Source organism: Pseudomonas arcuscaelestis (assembly GCF_016881005.1).
Lineage (GTDB): Bacteria > Pseudomonadota > Gammaproteobacteria > Pseudomonadales > Pseudomonadaceae > Aquipseudomonas > Aquipseudomonas arcuscaelestis.
In genome coordinates this window covers 134,989-149,923 of sequence record NZ_JACOPV010000010.1, presented here as the reverse complement: position 1 = coordinate 149,923, position 14,935 = coordinate 134,989, and the positions used below count along the sequence as shown (strand labels likewise).

Annotated in this window: 16 protein-coding genes and 1 tRNA gene; 7 read left to right on the top strand and 10 right to left on the bottom strand. The window is 59.6% G+C overall.

Features of this window, described 5'->3' with window-relative positions:
- Positions 1-18 precede the first annotated feature (18 nt).
- The 6 genes from ftsK (at position 19) to cysG (ending at position 7,515) form a co-directional block, all read left to right on the top strand.
- Positions 19-2,427, top strand: coding sequence for a DNA translocase FtsK (ftsK, locus tag H8F21_RS17085; protein WP_203481511.1), 2,409 nt, complete (start codon positions 19-21; stop codon positions 2,425-2,427).
- Between the two features lie 62 nt (positions 2,428-2,489).
- Positions 2,490-3,113 carry an outer membrane lipoprotein chaperone LolA gene (lolA, locus tag H8F21_RS17080; protein ID WP_203481503.1) on the top strand — a complete coding sequence of 208 codons (624 nt, stop codon included), beginning with the start codon at positions 2,490-2,492 and terminating at the stop codon, positions 3,111-3,113.
- Positions 3,114-3,131: 18 nt separating this feature from the next.
- Positions 3,132-4,457, top strand: coding sequence for a replication-associated recombination protein A (locus H8F21_RS17075; RefSeq protein WP_203481501.1), 1,326 nt, complete (start codon positions 3,132-3,134; stop codon positions 4,455-4,457).
- Entirely contained in the window at positions 4,454-4,828 is a 375-nt protein-coding gene (crcB, locus tag H8F21_RS17070; protein ID WP_136477155.1) for a fluoride efflux transporter CrcB, read from the top strand. The genes H8F21_RS17075 and crcB overlap by 4 nt, the downstream gene beginning before the upstream one ends.
- Positions 4,829-4,845: 17 nt before the next feature.
- The gene (gene serS, locus H8F21_RS17065) at positions 4,846-6,126 is read left to right on the top strand and encodes a serine--tRNA ligase (protein ID WP_203481499.1); all 1,281 of its coding nucleotides are present in this window, start codon (positions 4,846-4,848) and stop codon (positions 6,124-6,126) included.
- Positions 6,127-7,515 carry a siroheme synthase CysG gene (cysG, locus tag H8F21_RS17060; RefSeq protein WP_203481497.1) on the top strand — a complete coding sequence of 463 codons (1,389 nt, stop codon included), beginning with the start codon at positions 6,127-6,129 and terminating at the stop codon, positions 7,513-7,515. It begins immediately after the preceding gene.
- Between the two features lie 80 nt (positions 7,516-7,595).
- Here the strand turns inward: cysG and H8F21_RS17055 are convergent, their stop codons facing one another.
- The 8 genes from H8F21_RS17055 to H8F21_RS17020 all read right to left on the bottom strand — a co-directional run bounded on the left by H8F21_RS17055 (position 7,596) and on the right by H8F21_RS17020 (position 13,289).
- Positions 7,596-8,558: a glutathione S-transferase family protein gene (locus tag H8F21_RS17055; protein ID WP_203481494.1), complete on the bottom strand. Its 963-nt coding sequence runs from the start codon at positions 8,556-8,558 to the stop codon at positions 7,596-7,598.
- A 101-nt stretch (positions 8,559-8,659) separates the two neighbouring features.
- The gene (locus H8F21_RS17050) at positions 8,660-9,652 is read right to left on the bottom strand and encodes a glycosyl transferase family protein (RefSeq protein ID WP_203481492.1); all 993 of its coding nucleotides are present in this window, start codon (positions 9,650-9,652) and stop codon (positions 8,660-8,662) included.
- On the bottom strand, positions 9,649-9,984 hold the full coding sequence (locus H8F21_RS17045; protein ID WP_203481490.1) for a TusE/DsrC/DsvC family sulfur relay protein: 336 nt from the start codon (positions 9,982-9,984) through the stop codon (positions 9,649-9,651). Before H8F21_RS17045 ends, H8F21_RS17050 begins: the two co-directional genes overlap by 4 nt.
- The gene (gene tusB, locus H8F21_RS17040; protein WP_203481488.1) at positions 9,981-10,280 is read right to left on the bottom strand and encodes a sulfurtransferase complex subunit TusB; all 300 of its coding nucleotides are present in this window, start codon (positions 10,278-10,280) and stop codon (positions 9,981-9,983) included. The genes H8F21_RS17045 and tusB overlap by 4 nt, the downstream gene beginning before the upstream one ends.
- Complete coding sequence (gene tusC, locus H8F21_RS17035; protein ID WP_203481486.1) at positions 10,280-10,639, bottom strand: sulfurtransferase complex subunit TusC; 360 nt, start codon at positions 10,637-10,639, stop codon at positions 10,280-10,282. The genes tusB and tusC overlap by 1 nt, the downstream gene beginning before the upstream one ends.
- A gap of 1 nt (position 10,640) precedes the next feature.
- On the bottom strand, positions 10,641-11,033 hold the full coding sequence (gene tusD / locus H8F21_RS17030) for a sulfurtransferase complex subunit TusD (RefSeq protein ID WP_203481484.1): 393 nt from the start codon (positions 11,031-11,033) through the stop codon (positions 10,641-10,643).
- A gap of 83 nt (positions 11,034-11,116) precedes the next feature.
- Positions 11,117-12,496, bottom strand: a complete 1,380-nt coding sequence (locus H8F21_RS17025) for a nucleobase:cation symporter-2 family protein (RefSeq protein ID WP_203481482.1) — start codon at positions 12,494-12,496, stop codon at positions 11,117-11,119.
- Between the two features lie 121 nt (positions 12,497-12,617).
- Positions 12,618-13,289 carry a Bax inhibitor-1/YccA family protein gene (locus tag H8F21_RS17020; RefSeq protein WP_136477145.1) on the bottom strand — a complete coding sequence of 224 codons (672 nt, stop codon included), beginning with the start codon at positions 13,287-13,289 and terminating at the stop codon, positions 12,618-12,620.
- A 121-nt stretch (positions 13,290-13,410) separates the two neighbouring features.
- On the opposite strand from H8F21_RS17020, the gene H8F21_RS17015 reads away from it, so the two are divergent.
- Positions 13,411-13,498 (top strand) — tRNA-Ser (locus H8F21_RS17015).
- Between the two features lie 110 nt (positions 13,499-13,608).
- On the opposite strand, the gene H8F21_RS17010 is transcribed toward H8F21_RS17015, so the two are convergent.
- Both H8F21_RS17010 and H8F21_RS17005 read right to left on the bottom strand, forming a co-directional pair.
- Positions 13,609-14,670 carry a tyrosine-type recombinase/integrase gene (locus tag H8F21_RS17010; protein WP_203585103.1) on the bottom strand — a complete coding sequence of 354 codons (1,062 nt, stop codon included), beginning with the start codon at positions 14,668-14,670 and terminating at the stop codon, positions 13,609-13,611.
- 1 nt (position 14,671) lies between these two features.
- Positions 14,672-14,914, bottom strand: coding sequence for a DUF4224 domain-containing protein (locus tag H8F21_RS17005; RefSeq protein WP_203585102.1), 243 nt, complete (start codon positions 14,912-14,914; stop codon positions 14,672-14,674).
- Between the last annotated feature and the right edge of the window lie 21 nt (positions 14,915-14,935).

The window sequence follows — 14,935 nt, the reverse complement described above, 5'->3', positions numbered from 1 at the left end:
CGCAGGAATAGAAGCGTTTTGAAGAAATCCACCGCAACATCGAAGCCCTTGCCTGTGCCGCTCTGGCGTCAGCAGCTGCATTATCGCCTCAAGGAAGGTGCGCTGATCGCCTTTGGTGCGCTGTGCCTGTACTTGCTGATGGCGCTGCTGACCTACGATCAGGCCGATCCAGGTTTCAGTCATACCAGCAATGTCGACCAGGTGCAGAATGCCGCCGGGCGCGCGGGTGCCTATTTCGCCGACGTGTTGTTCATGGTCCTCGGCTATTTCGCCTATATCTTTCCGTTACTGCTGGCCATCAAAACCTGGCAGATTTTCCGCGAGCGCCATCAGCCATGGCAGTGGAGCGGCTGGCTGTTTTCCTGGCGCTTGATTGGCCTGGTGTTCCTGGTGCTCTCCGGCGCTGCCCTTGCGCACATTCACTTCCATTCTGCTGCCAGCCTGCCTGCCTCGGCCGGTGGCGCCCTGGGCGAAAGTCTGGGAGACCTGGCCAAGAATGCCTTGAACGTTCAGGGCAGCACCCTGATGTTCATTGCCTTGTTCCTGTTTGGCCTGACCGTGTTTACCGACCTGTCCTGGTTCAAGGTCATGGACGTTACCGGCAAGATCACCCTCGACCTGTTCGAGCTGTTCCAGGGCGCCGCCAATCGCTGGTGGGCTGCGCGCAACGAGCGCAAGCGTCTGGTCGCGCAACTGCGTGAAGTCGATGATCAGGTTCATGATGTCGTAGCTCCAATGGTCCCGGACCGCCGTGAGCAAGCCAAGGCCAAGGAACGTATCATCGAGCGTGACCAGGCGTTGACCAAGCATGTGGCCGAGCGTGCGCAACAGCCAGCGCCGGTGATCATGCCAGCGCCAGCCAAGGTGCCTGAGCCGAGCAAGCGCGTGCAGAAGGAAAAGCAGGCGCCGCTGTTCGTCGACAGTGCCATTGAAGGCACCTTGCCGCCGATTTCGATTCTAGATCCTGCCGAGAAAAAGCAGGTCAATTATTCGCCTGAATCCCTGGCCGGCGTGGGTCATCTGCTGGAAATCAAGCTCAAGGAATTCGGCGTGGAGGTCTCGGTGGACTCCATTCACCCGGGCCCTGTGATTACCCGCTACGAAATCCAGCCGGCAGCAGGCGTCAAGGTCAGTCGCATTTCCAACCTGGCGAAAGACTTGGCCCGTTCCCTGGCAGTGACCAGTGTGCGTGTGGTTGAAGTAATTCCCGGCAAGACCACCGTCGGTATCGAGATTCCCAACGAAGACCGGCAGATCGTGCGCTTCTCCGAAGTGCTGTCGTCGCCGCAGTACGACGAAGCCAAGTCGCCGGTCACCATGGCCCTGGGTCACGACATTGGCGGCAAGCCGGTCATTACCGATCTGGCCAAGATGCCGCACCTGTTGGTAGCCGGTACGACAGGTTCGGGTAAGTCGGTGGGCGTTAACGCAATGATCCTTTCGATTCTGTTCAAGTCGGGGCCCGAAGACGCCAAGCTGATCATGATCGACCCGAAAATGCTCGAATTGTCGATCTACGAGGGCATCCCGCACTTGCTGTGCCCTGTGGTTACCGACATGAAGGACGCCGCCAATGCGCTGCGCTGGAGCGTGGCCGAGATGGAGCGGCGCTATAAGCTGATGGCCGCGATGGGCGTACGTAACCTGGCAGGCTTCAACCGCAAGGTCAAAGACGCCGAGGAAGCGGGCGAGCCTATCTACGACCCGATGTTCAAGCGTGAAAGCATGGATGACGTGCCGCCGCTGCTGAAAACCCTGCCAACTATCGTTGTGGTGGTCGACGAATTTGCTGACATGATGATGATCGTCGGCAAGAAGGTCGAAGAGCTGATCGCACGTATCGCCCAGAAGGCCCGAGCTGCCGGTATCCACTTGATCCTTGCGACACAGCGGCCGTCGGTAGACGTGATCACCGGCCTGATCAAGGCCAACATTCCGACCCGTATGGCGTTCCAGGTATCGAGCAAGATCGACTCTCGGACCATCATCGACCAGGGCGGTGCCGAGCAGTTGCTCGGTCACGGTGACATGCTCTATATGCCGCCTGGCACCAGCCTGCCGATTCGGGTGCATGGCGCCTTCGTTTCCGACGAAGAGGTTCACCGCGTGGTCGAGGCCTGGAAGCTGCGTGGCGCCCCAGACTACAACGACGACATTCTCAACGGTGTCGAGGAGGCCGGTAGCGGCTTCGACGGCGGCAGTAGTGGCGATGGCGATGATGCCGAAACCGATGCCCTGTACGATGAAGCCGTACAATTCGTGCTGGAAAGCCGCCGTGCTTCCATTTCTGCTGTGCAGCGCAAGCTGAAGATTGGCTACAACCGCGCCGCGCGCATGATCGAGTCGATGGAAATGGCCGGCGTCGTAACCGCCATGAACACCAACGGCTCGCGTGAAGTGATTGCCCCCGGGCCGTCTCGCGACTGATGACCTTCCAGCCTGTGGCCAGCGACGGCCACAGGCCCATTCATACTGCAACGAGGATTGCCATGCGCCTTATTCGCATGATGTTGGTTTCCGCTTTGGCCGTGTCCAGCGCGTCGGTTTTTGCTGGCGAGCAGGATGTGGCGCGCTTGACCCAATTGCTGGAAAAATCCCGGACTATCGAGGCTCGATTCTCGCAGTTGACCCTGGATGCCAGCGGTACCAGCCTGCAGGAAACGGCCGGGCAAATGTCGGTTCAGCGCCCTGGACTGTTTTACTGGCACACTGACGCGCCACAGGAGCAAGTCGTAGTTTCCGACGGCAAGACCGTCACCTTGTGGGACCCTGACCTGGAGCAGGCGACGATCAAGAAGCTCGACCAGCGCCTGACCGAAACGCCTGCACTGCTGTTATCCGGTGATGTATCGAAGATCAGCCAGAGCTTCGATATCACCTCCAAGGAGCAAGGTGATGTCATGGATTTCACCCTCAAGCCGAAAACCAAGGACACCCTGTTTGACTCCCTGCGCCTTTCGTTCCGCAAGGGGCTGGTCAATGATATGCAACTGATCGACAGCGTCGGCCAGCGCACCAACATCCTGTTTACCGGCGTCAAAGCCAACCAGGCGATTGCGGCAGGTAAGTTCAAGTTCGACATCCCGAAAGGCGCTGACGTCATTTCGGAATAAGAGGTAGTAGCGCCATCCATGGACCTGTTTCGTAGCGACCCCGTAGCCCAGCCTCTGGCAGCGCGCCTGCGCCCGGCCAACCTGGACGAGTACGTTGGCCAGGAGCACTTGCTGGCCCGCGGCAAGCCGCTGCGCGAAGCGCTGGAGCAGGGGGCGCTGCACTCAATGATTTTCTGGGGCCCACCCGGGGTCGGCAAGACCACCCTGGCGCGGCTGCTGGCGCAGTTCTGCGATGCCCACTTCGAAACCGTTTCGGCGGTTCTGGCGGGGGTCAAGGAAATCCGCCATGCGGTGGAAATCGCCAAGCAGCAGGCAGGGCAATACGGGCGGCGCACCATCCTGTTCGTTGATGAAGTGCACCGTTTCAACAAATCCCAGCAAGATGCCTTCTTGCCATATGTGGAAGACGGCACGCTGATTTTCATCGGTGCTACCACTGAGAACCCTTCGTTTGAGCTCAACAATGCATTGTTGTCGCGGGCGCGGGTGTATGTGCTCAAGAGTCTCGATGAAGCGGCCCTGCGCAAATTGGTCAATCGCGCCCTGAGCGAGGAGCGTGGCCTCGGCAAACGCCAGTTGCACGTCGGCGATGAAGCGTTCCAGATGCTCATGGCTGCTGCCGATGGCGATGGTCGGCGCATGCTCAACTTCCTCGAAAACGCTTCAGATCTGGCCGAGGATGGCGGCGAAATCGGTGTGGAGTTGCTGCAAAGCTTGCTGGGTGACAGTCGTCGTCGTTTCGACAAGGGCGGCGAAGCCTTTTACGATCAGATCTCGGCGCTGCACAAGTCGGTACGCGGTTCGAACCCCAACGGCGCACTGTATTGGTTTGCGCGCATGCTCGACGGCGGTTGTGATCCGCTGTATATCGCGCGTCGCGTCGTGCGCATGGCCAGCGAAGACATCGGCAACGCCGACCCCCGCGCCTTGAGCCTGTGCCTGGCAGCCTGGGATGTGCAAGAGCGTCTCGGCAGCCCTGAGGGTGAGCTGGCCGTGGCCCAGGCCATCACCTACCTTGCCTGTGCACCGAAGAGCAATGCAGTGTACATGGGCTTCAAGACTGCCCTGCGTGAAGCGGGTGAGCATGGTTCGCTGGAAGTGCCGCTACACTTGCGCAATGCGCCGACCAAGTTGATGAAACAACTGGGCTATGGCGACGAGTACCGTTACGCCCATGATGAACCGGATGCCTATGCAGCCGGGGAAGATTACTTCCCGGATAACCTCGAGCCGCGCCCTTACTATCAGCCTGTGCCGCGCGGCCTGGAATTGAAGATTGGTGAGAAGCTCAAGCACCTCGCTGAGCTTGATCGCAAGAGCCCACGGCAACGGAGAAAGTCATGATTGCTGTGATCGCCGCTGTCAGCGCGGGGGGTATCGCCGGGACCTTGCTGCGATTTGCCACGTCCAATTGGGTCAATGCCCACTGGCCACGCCACTTCTATCTCGGTACGCTGGCGGTCAATCTGATTGGCTGTCTGCTGATCGGCCTGCTATACGGGTTGTTTCTGCATCGCCCGATGGTGCCGGTCGAGCTGCGTGCTGGCCTGATCGTCGGCTTTCTTGGCGGTTTGACTACATTTTCATCCTTTTCCCTGGATACCGTGCGCCTGCTCGAAAGCGGGCAGGCGCCGCTGGCCTTCGGTTATGCCGGGCTTAGCGTATTTGGCGGGCTGCTCGCGACCTGGGCCGGCCTGTCTTTAACCAAATTCTGAACCAACGAGAGAACGATATGCTCGATTCCAAACTGTTACGCGGCCAACTTCAGGAAGTGGCGGACCGCCTGGCCTCCCGTGGCTTCAGCCTGGATGTCGCGCGCATCGAAGCACTGGAAGAACGCCGCAAGGTGGTGCAGACCCGCACCGAACAACTGCAGGCCGAGCGTAACGCCCGTTCCAAATCCATCGGCCAGGCCAAGGCCCGTGGCGAAGACATCGCGCCGCTGATGGCCGATGTAGAGCGCATGGCCCAAGAGCTGGCCAGTGGTAAAACCGAACTGGACGGCATTCAGGCCGAGCTGGATGCGATTGTACTGGGCATTCCTAACCTGCCGGACGAAAGCGTGCCGGTTGGCGCCGATGAAGATCACAACGTTGAAGTGCGTCGCTGGGGCACCCCGCGCCAGTTCGACTTCGATATCAAGGATCACGTCGCCCTGGGCGAATTGAGCGGTGGCCTGGACTTCGAAACAGCAGCTAAGCTCTCGGGGGCTCGTTTCGCCTTGCTGCGTGGGCCAATCGCGCGCCTGCACCGCGCCCTGGCGCAGTTCATGATCAACCTGCACACCAGCGAACACGGCTACGAAGAAGCCTACACCCCGTACCTGGTCCAGGCGCCGGCGCTGCAAGGCACCGGTCAACTGCCAAAGTTCGAAGAAGACCTGTTCAAGATCAGCCGTGAAGGCGAAGCCGACTTCTACCTGATTCCGACCGCCGAAGTGTCGCTGACCAATATCGTCGCGGGCGAGATCCTCGACGCCAAGCAACTGCCGGTCAAGTTTGTCGCCCACACGCCATGCTTCCGCAGTGAAGCCGGCGCTTCGGGTCGTGACACCCGCGGGATGATCCGCCAGCACCAGTTCGACAAGGTAGAGATGGTCCAGATCGTCGAGCCAGGTAAATCCATGGAAGCGCTGGAAGGCTTGACTGCCAACGCCGAGCGCGTGCTGCAGGCGCTGGAGCTGCCGTACCGGGTATTGGCGCTGTGCACCGGCGACATGGGCTTCAGTGCGGTCAAGACCTATGACCTGGAAGTCTGGGTGCCGAGCCAGGATAAATACCGCGAGATCTCTTCGTGCTCCAACTGTGGTGACTTCCAGGCGCGTCGCATGCAGGCTCGCTGGCGCAATCCGGAAACCGGCAAGCCGGAATTGGTCCATACCCTGAACGGTTCTGGCCTGGCGGTGGGTCGTACCCTGGTTGCGGTTCTGGAGAACTACCAGCAGGCCGATGGTTCGATCCGCGTGCCTGAAGTGCTCAAGCCGTACATGGGCGGGCTGGAGATCATCGCTTAAATGGAATTTCTGCCGCTGTTCCACAAACTGCGCGGCAGCCGCGTGCTGGTTGTCGGTGGAGGTGAAATTGCCCTGCGCAAGTCGCGTCTGCTGGCCGATGCCGGGGCGGTATTGCGCGTGGTTGCGCCTCAGATCGAAGCGCAACTGAGCGAGCTTGTTCGGCACAGCGGTGGCGAAATCCTCAGCCGTGGCTATCAGTCGGGCGACCTTGACGGTTGCCAGCTGATCATTGCTGCAACAGATGACCAGGCACTCAACGCCCAGGTTTCAGCCGACGCCCACCAGCGCTGTGTGCCGGTCAACGTGGTTGATGCTCCTGCTTTGTGCTCGGTGATCTTCCCGGCGATTGTCGACCGTTCGCCCCTGGTGGTGGCGGTGTCCAGTGGTGGTGATGCACCGGTGTTGGCGCGGTTGATCCGCGCCAAGCTGGAAACCTGGATTCCGGCCGCCTATGGCGAGCTTGCCGGTTTGGGCGCGCGTTTTCGTCACAAGGTCAAGGCCCTGTATCCGGACGTCAATCAACGTCGTGGCTTTTGGGAAGATGTTTTCCAGGGGCCGATCGCCGAGCGGCAACTGGCCGGGCAGGGTGCTGAAGCCGAGCGGTTGCTGCAAGCCAAGATCGACGGCGCCAGCTATCAGGCGCCGGGTGAGGTGTATCTGGTCGGTGCAGGGCCGGGTGACCCGGATCTGCTTACCTTCCGTGCCTTGCGCTTGATGCAGCAGGCTGACGTAGTGCTTTACGATCGTTTGGTTGCTCCGGCGATCATAGAGCTGTGCCGTCGTGATGCCGAGCGCATCTACGTCGGTAAACGTCGCGCCGATCATGCTGTGCCTCAGGATCAGATCAACCAATTGCTGGTGACCCTGGCTCGTCAGGGCAAGCGGGTATTGCGTTTGAAGGGCGGTGATCCGTTCATCTTCGGCCGGGGTGGTGAAGAGATCGAGGAACTGGCAGAGCAGGGCATTCCTTTCCAGGTGGTGCCGGGTATCACTGCCGCCAGTGGTTGCTCAGCGTATGCTGGCATACCGCTCACTCATCGCGATTACGCCCAATCGGTGCGGTTCGTTACCGGCCACCTCAAGGACGGTACCAGTAACCTGCCTTGGAATGATCTGGTGGCACCGGCTCAGACCCTGGTGTTCTACATGGGGCTGGTTGGCTTGCCGACCATCTGTGCCGAGTTGATTCGCCATGGTCGCGCTGCCGACACGCCCGCAGCGCTGGTACAGCAGGGCACTACGCCGAACCAGCGGGTGTTTACCGGCACGCTGGCTGACTTGCCGGCGCTGGTCGCCGAGCATGAGGTTCATGCGCCGACCCTGGTGATCGTGGGGGAAGTGGTCCAGTTGCGTGAAAAGCTGGCCTGGTTCGAAGGCTCCCAGGGCTGAAATGCATCGCGAGGCAAGCCCGCGTCTACAGATTCACCCTCTGTAGACGCGCGATTGCCTCGCGATCACCAATCACAGCATCAATCGTTGGTCCAGATACCTCGTCCCGCCCACCGTTGCCGATCATGCTGCTGGGTAAAGTCCTGCAATGGGCCTTTAGGCACAATTCCATTCGGGTTGATGGTCTTGTGGCTCATGTAATAATGCTTCTGGATATGCTCGAAGTTCACCGTCTGCGCCACCCCTGGCCACTGATACAACTCTCGTAGCCAATTCGACAGGTTTGGGTAGTCGGCAAGGCGCCGCAGGTTGCACTTGAAGTGCCCGTGGTACACCGCATCAAAGCGAATCAACGTAGTGAACAGTCGCCAATCGGCTTCAGTCAGGTACTCGCCGGTTAAATAACGGCGTTCGCCGAGGCGTTGATCCAGGCAGTCCAGTTCCGCAAACAATTGATCGAAAGCCTGTTCATACGCCTCTTGCGAGGTGGCGAAGCCTGCTTGATACACACCGTTGTTGACCGCCGGATAGATGCGCTCGTTGAGGGCATCTATCTCTGTTTGCAGCGGCTCGGGGTAGAGGTCCAGGCGATTGCCGGTCAGGTCATCGAAGGCATGGTTGAAAATGCGGATGATCTCTGCCGACTCATTGTTGACGATGCGCTGTTCCTGCTTGTCCCACAGCACCGGCACGGTAACCCGGCCGCTGTACTGTGGATCGTCGCGGGTGTAACGCTGATGGAGAAACTGCAGATGCTCGAGCTTGTCGCCGGTCGAGCCCGTGCTCTGATCGAATGTCCAGCCGTTCTCGCCCATCAGCCAGCTGACAACTGACACATCGATGAGACTTTCCAGGCCTTTAAGCTTGCGAAAGATCAGGGTGCGGTGTGCCCAGGGGCAGGCCAGCGACACGTACAGGTGATAGCGCCCGGCCTCGGCGGCCGGTAGTTGATTGCGGCGCTGCGCGCTTTCACGTTGGAAGGCGCCGTCTTTGCTGCTTTCATACCACTGGTCATGCCAGCGTCCATCGATCAAAAGGCCCATGCTGAACTCCTTGGCGATTCATTCTGATATAGAGCCCAGTTTACGGAGCAGGGTTCGAACGAATAGCGCAAAGTCCGGGCCGGTTTAATCGGCTTGTTCGATCAGTTGCGCTTGTCCCAGTAGCGTTGGGCTTGAGCGAAGGCGTCTTCACGCGACTGGCCAAGGCCACGCAAGGCCAGGGCCATGGTTGCGACCACCGCTAGTTCACCATAGCTGTTGTGCGCTTCACCTCGCCATACCGAGAGTAATTGCTCTGGCTCCAGGCTCGCTGGTTTTACATGCCGCTGGGCAGCCAGGGCTGGCCACTCTTCATCCCAATCCACGCCCGCCGCAGTGCCGTACAGATGGCTGGTGGTGTCGGGGTTGATCTCGATCTCGCCTCCGTCACCCTTGACCACAATAGCGGTATCGCCAAGCAGGCGGCTGGCTTCGCGGTGTACCGCCTGATAACCCGGGTGGAAGATGCTCTGCAGGCCGCAGCGTGCGCCCAGCGGGTTGAGCACCCGTGCCAGGGAATGGATAGGCGAGCGCAGGCCCAGGGTGTTGCGCAGGTCGATCATGTGTTGCAGGCGTGGTGCCCAGTCGTGCAGCGGAATAAATGCCAATTGCTGGCTGTCGAGCGCCTCGGCCACTGCCTGCCAGTTGCGGCACAGGGGGATCTGCAACAACTCCAGCACTTGTTCGGTGTACAGCCGCCCGGCGGTGTGTGCGCCACCCCCATGCAGGAGAATACGTACGCCATTGGCGGCCAGGCATTTGGCCGCCAGCAGGTACCAGGGCAGGTGGCGCTTTTTCCCGGCATAACTAGGCCAGTCCAGGTCTACCTGGATCGCTGGTGCATGCACGCGCTGACGCAGCGCTTCAGTGAAGCCCGCCAACTCCTCAGGGCTTTCTTCCTTGTGCCGCAGCAGCATCAGGAAGGCGCCCAGTTGCGCTTCTTCGACCTCGCCGTCGAGCAACATGCCCATAGCCTCACGGGCTTCCTCCCGGGTCAGGCCGCGAGCGCCACGCTTGCCCTTGCCAAGGATGCGTACAAACTGGGCAAAGGGATGTTCGGCCGGGGTTTCGGTGATCAGCGGGCGAAGGTCGGTCATATGCAATTGGTCGGCTTTGGCAGGCCCGCAAGTTTTGCGGCGAGTTTGGCAGGAGTGCCTTTGAACAGGCGGTTCAGGTGCATGCTGTTGCCTTTCTCCGGCCCCAGCTTGAGTGCCGTGTACTTGATCAGCGGGCGTGTGGCCGGCGACAACTCGAACTCCTGGTAAAAGGCGCGCAGTACTGTCAGCACTTCCCAGTGCTCCTCGGTCAGCTCCAATTGCTCGCGGTCGGCGAGGGCGTTGGCAACCTCCTCGGACCAATCGCTGAGCTCAAGCAGATAACCGTCCTTGTCCAGGGCGATGTTGCGCGCGCCTACAGTGAGGGTGCTCATAGCCAGGTGTTGACCTTGTCGTAGTCCAGCGAAAGTGCAACGAACGCCGGGTAGTCGATGGCCTGAACGCCGTCGTCGGTGTTGATGGCGCGGGCTTGCAGGTCTTCCTCGAGGGCGAACAGGCGGCCTTGCAGATTGCTCGCGTGCAGGCTGGCCAGCGGTGCGCTGGCAGCTTGCAGGGCATACACGGCATCGCCGCACAGCAACAGGCCATCTTTGCTGCCGAGCAGGCGCAAACAGCTGTTCAAGCGATTGTCACCGAAGGGCGAATGGGAGATTACGTGCAAGGTGCTCATCAGAGGGTTACCACCTGGTCGAAACGGTCAATCAATGCAGCCAGTTCGGCGTCATCCAGCACCTGCACCGGCAGGCTGAGGTTCTCTGCCGTCAAGCCACGCTCCTGCAGGCTGCTGCGGGCAACAAAAAGCTCGTCGACACCGAACATCGGCAAGGCCTGTAAGTTAGCGGCGAGGTTCTTCTGTTGCAGTTGGGCGGGCTGCTGACCAGGCGCGAGCTGAAACACCCCGTCATCGAGAAACAGCATGCCCAGGGGTAGATCGAAGGCGCCACCGGCCAGGGCGATATCCAAGGTTTCGCGGGCAGACAGACCCGCCCAAGGCGCCTTGCGGCTTATCAGTAGTAATGACTTGGCCATCTCAGTCGCCTCCAAAGCAGAGCAAACGGTCGGCCAGTTGTGCACCTTCATGTAGTTGGCCAAGGCCAGACAGCTCCCAGGGCGCCGGAAGGTTTACCGCGGTGCGCTGGTAGCGTTGGGCTTCCTCGTCATTGAGTACGCCACGGCGCAACGCCGCGGCAATACACACCACGGCATCGAGGTGGTGCTCACTGATAAAGGATCGCCATTGGGCGGCGACATCCAGTTCATCCTGTGGGGCGACGATATTGCCCGAGGCGCAGTGCACGCCGTCTTGATAAAAAAACAAGCGGACAATTTCGTGGCCGCTGGCGAGCGTCGCCTGAGCAAAGCGCAGGGCGCGGCGTGAGGAGGGCGCATGGGCCGGGGAAAAAACCGCAATGGCAAACTTCATGGAGGGCTCATTCAGCAAAACTGCGCCAATCATAAAGCAAATCGAGGGAGCGGGCTTGCCCTGCGACGGCCCGCCCCGTTCGCTTAAGCCTTCTCTTTATGCTCCGGCAGGAACCAGTTCAGCACCAGTGCACAAATTCCCCCGGTAGCGACTCCCGACTCGAGCACATTGCGCAGCGCCGACGGCATGTGCGCAAGAAACTCCGGCACCTGCGCCACCCCCAGGCCCAACGCCAGCGACACCGCAATAATCAGCAGTGCACGGCGGTCCAGGCTGATGCTGGCCAGAATGTTGATCCCCGACGCTGCCACTGCACCGAACATCACCATCGCAGCGCCACCCAGCACTGGCTCCGGCACTGCCTGAATCACTCCGGCAACACTTGGGAACAGGCCAAGAATGACCAGCATGGCCGCGATCCACACGCCGATATGGCGACTGGCAATTCCGGTCAGTTGGATAACGCCGTTGTTCTGGGCAAACACCGAACTTGGGAAGGTGTTGAACACCCCGGCCAGCAACGAGTTGGCACCATTGACCAGAACGCCGCCCTTGATCCGTTGCATCCACAGCGGCCCTTCGACCGGCTGGCGCGAAACCTTGCTGGTCGCAGTCACGTCACCAATGGCTTCCAGGGAGGTCACCAGGTAAATCACCAGCATCGGAATGAACAGCGCCCAAGAGAAACCCAGGCCAAAGTGCAGTGGCACGGGCACCTGGAACAGCTCGGCTTCATGCATGCCGGTGAAATCCAGGCGACCGAGATAACCGGCCAGGGCATACCCAACGGCCAAGGCAATGACAATGGCGCAACTGCGCATCCACACCACTGGAATACGGTTGAGCACCACGATAATCGCCAACACCACGCCCGACAGCAGCAGGTTTTCGCCGTTGGCGAAGGTGCCGTTGCTCATTGCCGCAAAGCCACCGCCCATGCTGATCAGGCCGACCTTGATCAAGGTCAGGCCGATCATCAGCACCACAATGCCGGTCACCAGCGGCGTGATCAGGCGTTTAACGAAAGGCAGGATGCGCGAAATGCCCATTTCAACGAACGAACCGGCAATCACCACACCGAAAATCGCCGCCATCACGGCTTCCACCGGCGTACCTTGCTTGACCATCAGCGCGCCACCGGCGATCAAGGGTCCGACAAAGTTGAAACTGGTGCCTTGCACAATCAGCAGACCCGCGCCGAATGGCCCGAAACGACGGCATTGCACAAAGGTGGCGATACCCGAGATTACCAGTGACATCGACACAATCAAATTGGTGTCGCGTGCCGAAACGCCCAGCGCCTGGCAAATCAGCAAGCCGGGGGTCACGATCGGCACGATGATCGCCAGCAAGTGCTGCAGTGCTGCCAGCATGGCAATCAGCGGCCGCGGCTTGTCCTCAAGGCCGAGGACCAGTTCATTGGCCTGCGCGGGTGCGCTGGGTCCTTGCTCGATTGAACTCATGGGAGTGCTGCCCCGGAAGAAAAAGGAGCGCATTCTACGGGGCTATGGGCGTTTGGGGTAGTAATAGCTGGCACAAAAAAGCCCGCCGAAGCGGGCTTTCCTACAACTGCCTAGCCTATGATCAGTCGTCGCGACCCATCAGACCGAACAGCTGCAGCAGGCTGACGAACAGGTTGTAGATAGAAACATACAAGCTGATCGTGGCCATGATGTAGTTACGCTCGCCACCGTGAATGATCGCGCTGGTCTGGAACAGGATGCAGACCGACGAGAACAACACGAAGCCAGCGCTGATTGCCAGTTGCAGGCCGCTGATCTGGAAGAACAGGCTAGCCAGCACAGCACCCATCAGCACGAAGAAACCTGCGGTGATGAAACCACCGAGGAAGCTCATGTCCTTACGGGTGATCAGCACATAGGCCGACAGGCCACCGAACACCAGCGCGGTCATGGCGAAGGCCGAACTGACAACCTCGGCGCCACCGGCCATGCCCAGGTAACGGTTGAGGATAGGGCCAAGGATAAAGCCCATGAAACCGGTAAGGGCGAAGGTAGATACCAGGCCCCACGCCGAGTCACGCAGCTTGTTGGTGAGAAAGAACAGGCCATAGAAGCCGATCAGCACCACGAAAATGTTCGGGTAGCCAACGCGCATCTGCTGCGCAATAAAGGCCATGAGACCACTGAAGGCGAGGGTAATAGCCAACAGCCCGTACGTATTGCGCAGGACTCGGCTGACCTCCTGCTGCTCGACCTGCTGGCCGTGATTGACGGCGTAATCCTGTTCGCGCATGGCGACACTCCTGTGGGTTTGAAACGTTCAGATGCAAAGATCATAACAGAGCGATGGCAACCAGCTACACAGAGAGTTTGACAGCTTGTTTCATTTCGGTATTATGGCGCCCGCAATACGAGGAAGCGTGGCCGAGTGGTTTAAGGCAACGGTCTTGAAAACCGTCGATGGGCAACTATCCTAGAGTTCGAATCTCTACGCTTCCGCCATATTCAAAGCCCTGATTAGTCAGGGCTTTTTGCGTTTCTGAGGCATGCAAAAACAACCCATGGGAACACCCTTGGGAATGCGTTTTTTGTCAGCGCTGACAATACTTAGGCTATTTGGTGGGTTTCGCCAAGGCTCCGATGCGTCGGTAAACTCGCTCGGTGATGTCACCTTTGGTGTGCCCCAGCAGCAGACTGGCGTGCTCCACATCGGTGATTTCCGATGCAGCCTTGGGGCGTATGTCACGGAACTGGAACTGACTGATGCGGCCGGCCAGGACCTGGTCGCCGGAGGCAGTCGCTTCCTTCACCGCCTCCTCCCGTGCATCATCCCAGCGCCGCCGAAGCATCGACGCTGTCACTCGCAGGCCGCCGTCCGTCAGGATCAGGTACGGTGATGTGTGTGCTTCGTTTCTCTTCAGGATCTCCCCGATTAGGACGCCAAGGCCGCTCACAGCCCCATCCACTTCAAGCATAATCCGCAGCTTCTTGTGGGTCTTTTTCTGCGTCACGCCGAGGGCGTTATCCTCGATGTCATCCTTCCTCATCACCAGTACGTCCGCTGGGCGCTGGCCTGTCAGATACGCCAAGTCCATGGCTACCTTCAATTCATCCACCGCTTTGGCATACACGGCTTTCCAGACCGAATCGTTTGCATAGAAGTCGCGAGGCTTCTCCTTATTCTTGCGTACACCCTGGCACGGGTTTTCCTTAGTAGATAGGCCCCACTCGCGCGCAATATTGTAGATGTGAGATAGGAGAGCGATCTCCCTGTTCGCCCGGACAGGGGCCGAGCGGGCATCCCTGTACTGGGCGACAAGCGACGGCGTGATGGCGTCTATAGGGGCGCCGTCGAAGAAAGGCCGAAGCTGGCGAAGCTCCGCCAGGTTGTCTTTCTGCGTGCGTGGTGCCTTCTTGGGGATGATGTCTCGTTCGTATCGATCGAAGACCGACTTCATTTGAAGGAGATCGCGCGGCTTCTCCTTGGCTTCCAGCTCGGCCCACTTAAGCCTGGCCAAGTTCAGGTCGGTACCCAGAGGGATTGGTTTGCCTGACTTGTCCAGGTAGATGTAACTGATCCACTCTTTTTTCGGGTTCTTCTTGCTTTTACTACTGCGTATGCGCCGGTACATCCCCGGCGGCAAGTCCCTGTTTTCGTTCTTCCGGGGGCGCATATCACCTAACCTTAGAAATATCAGGCGTCCATGCCGGTACCGGCAGAGGCGGGGGCGCTACGGGCATCACTTGAAGGGTGACACCCAGCTTCATTCGGGCGTACTGCCGGCCAACCAGTGGGCGACCACCGCGGCTTTCGACAAAGTGCCATTGGCGTTCTTCAAGCCAGCGGCGCTGGTAGCCCCTGGCCTTGTAGCCGGTCAGCTCGGCCAGTTCTTTCTCCGAGAGGATTTCGGTTTCCATGGAATAGGCTCCACGCCGCGC